The organism is Butyrivibrio sp. (assembly GCF_024699075.1).
This window is the reverse complement of sequence record NZ_JAILQF010000213.1, coordinates 1-2,564: the sequence shown is the minus strand read 5'-3', so window position 1 is coordinate 2,564 and position 2,564 is coordinate 1. Positions and strand designations below refer to the sequence as shown.

3 protein-coding genes are annotated in these 2,564 nt (G+C 36.0%); 1 reads left to right on the top strand and 2 read right to left on the bottom strand.

The window, feature by feature from the left end; all coding sequences use genetic code 11:
* Positions 1 to 175: NAD(P)-binding protein (locus K6G87_RS19935; RefSeq protein WP_296835765.1), on the bottom strand; the 175-nt coding region annotated here is incomplete at its 3' end.
* Positions 176 to 370: 195 nt separating this feature from the next.
* Here K6G87_RS19935 and K6G87_RS08315 point away from each other — a divergent pair.
* Positions 371 to 1,594: an SGNH/GDSL hydrolase family protein gene (locus K6G87_RS08315; protein WP_296835764.1), complete on the top strand. Its 1,224-nt coding sequence runs from the start codon at positions 371 to 373 to the stop codon at positions 1,592 to 1,594.
* A 206-nt stretch (positions 1,595 to 1,800) separates the two neighbouring features.
* Here the strand turns inward: K6G87_RS08315 and K6G87_RS08310 are convergent.
* A partial coding sequence (locus K6G87_RS08310) for a DegT/DnrJ/EryC1/StrS family aminotransferase (protein WP_296835762.1) occupies positions 1,801 to 2,564 on the bottom strand: 764 nt, incomplete at its 5' end.

Genomic DNA, 2,564 nt, shown 5'->3' with positions numbered 1-2,564 from the left:
CCATATCCATACGGTTACCTTTATAATTAACAGTTTTGGCTATACCGCCAAAATCATCTGACTCTTCAAATACAACTACATCAATCGGATCATTCTTGTCTTTGGACTGCTTTAAAAGTTCATATGCAGCGGTAAGACCCGCAGGTCCTGCTCCTATAACAAGCGCTCTCTTCATTTTCACCCTCACTTTTTCTGAAAAAAGACAAGCCAGAAACGGCTATTTGTCTTGCATAATACTAAAACATTATAAACGTTCTAACTTTAAAAAGCTATTCAATATCCAATTTTAAGGTAATTTTATAGCAAGGATTGAGTATATGTGTTAAAATAAGCTTTGTAATAATTTCGTAATAATTTCATGGGAGGAAAAATGTCTATTCATAATCTTTTATCAGTCACGTCGTTAATCCTTACAACCACCTTGTTAACCGGCTGCACATCTCCTTCTGTTTCTAATCTTGGAGTAAGCGGCGAAAGCATGTCAGGAAATACAACTTCAGCAGCAAGTTCCTCTGCTTCTTCTAATACAGATGTATCTGTTGCAGACAATTCTACTTCAGATGTTGCATCATCCCAGACCACCATGATTTCAGGTGAATCTGCTAATGGTTCATCTACTATTGCTTCCTCTGATTCAAGTGAATATCTTAATTCAGGAGAGGCTAGTTCCGGAGCTACCTACAATTCAGAAGCTTCATCTACTGCTTCTACTAACGCTTCTGCAGAAGAGACAACAACTGTAACCAAGGATCCTTATGGCGGCGGCAACGAGCCTGTACCTGATGGAGACCTTCAGCTTGTATTTATAGGAGACAGCCAGTTTGACAACTGGAGAAATTCAGGAACATCTATTTCAGAACTTGTTGGTGAAGAAATGAACGCCCTCCACTATAACCTCGGAGTAGGTGGAACATGTGCAGCAGTTAAGAGAACTCAAAATGGTAACAGTACCGAAGAAAGCGATAACGACTACGAAGAAGCTAACTTCACGGCTATATGTCATATGCTTAAAGGAGATCTTGAAATATCAAGTTATTCAAATTCTCTTAATGAAGAATTTGCTACTGTCCTTTACTCTATACAGCCCGAAAAAGTCGACTACTATATTATTGAATATGGTTACAATGATTATTACATGGGTCTTGATATCTACAATAAAGATAATCCTTATGATGAGCATACTTACTATGGTGCATTAAATCAAGGTATTAAGATGCTTAAAGAGATCTCTCCTAAAGCTCATTTTATTATATGCACACCATGCTACTGCAGATTCTATGATGGATCTGGCAAAGACATGGGTGACGCTTATAACATATCTAAAGGCCAAGGTTCTCTTGCATACTATGCAGATTATGCTTTAAAACTTGCAGATAATATTGGTGCCAGAAAACTTGATGCAATAAGCGGTACAACTTTCAACCTTAATTCTTATACATATAAAGAATATCTCGAAGATCATATACATCTATGCTATAAGGGACGTGTAGTTTATGCTAAAGCTCTTCGACGCATAATACTTGATGATATGGGAATATATGATTCTGAAAATGAAGGTGATATCAATACAATGCTTTCTATAGCTGATTATTAAAATAAATTGTTCGTAATCAACTAATCCTTATTGCAGCAAGAGTTAAACATTTATAAATAAAAACTGTCCTTCAAAATTCCGAAGGACAGTTTTTTGTTTATAAATGATTCTGTATTATTATTTCTTATAAAAGTTTTAGAGCTTTAATTATATTAATTCAGTTCCATAATACTTTATTATCAGTATTTACCTTTCAATCAACCATATCATATTTTAAAAGTATTCAAAGCATCTATCACATAGTCCTGCTCTTCATCAGTCATTCCATTATACATAGGAATTGACAATACTTCCTTGGCATACTCTTCTGTTATAGGATATTCGCCTTCTTTATGACCAAGATATGCATAAGCTTCCTGAAGATGAGGTGGTACCGGATAATGAATGATGCTTCCAATTTCTTTCTCGTTTAAATAATCTATAAGCTTATCACGACTCTTACATCTGATAACATACTGATGCCATACGCTGTAGCTATTCTCTACTTCCACAGGAGTGATGATAAAAGGATTAGTTATATTTTCAGAATATCTCTTTGCAAGTTTTCTGCGCTCATCAGTAATCTCTTTCATATACTTAAGTCTTACCTTTAAAAGCGCTGCCTGCATCTCATCAAGTCTTGAATTAGCACCAACAACTTTATTATAGTAATGCTTATGACTTCCGTAGTTACGATAAGTTTTGACATCATCAATAAGCTTAGGATCATGAGCTATAACAGCACCTGCATCACCAAATGCACCCATGTTCTTGGTTGGATAGAAAGAAAAGCATCCAATATCGCCAAATGTTCCAACCTTCTGTCCCTTCCACATGGCACCATGTGCCTGAGCACAGTCTTCAATAAGGAATAGCCCATGACGCTTACAGATATCTACGACCTTAGTCATATCTGTAACCTGGCCATATAAGTGAACTACCATGACAGCTTTTGTCTTATCTGTAATACTACTCTCAATAGCATCAACAT

Bases quoted from the DNA above. Each gene is read 5' to 3' on its own strand.
- K6G87_RS08315 (WP_296835764.1), top strand. From the start codon at position 371: ATGTCTATTCATAATCTTTTATCAGTCACGTCGTTAATCCTTACAACC.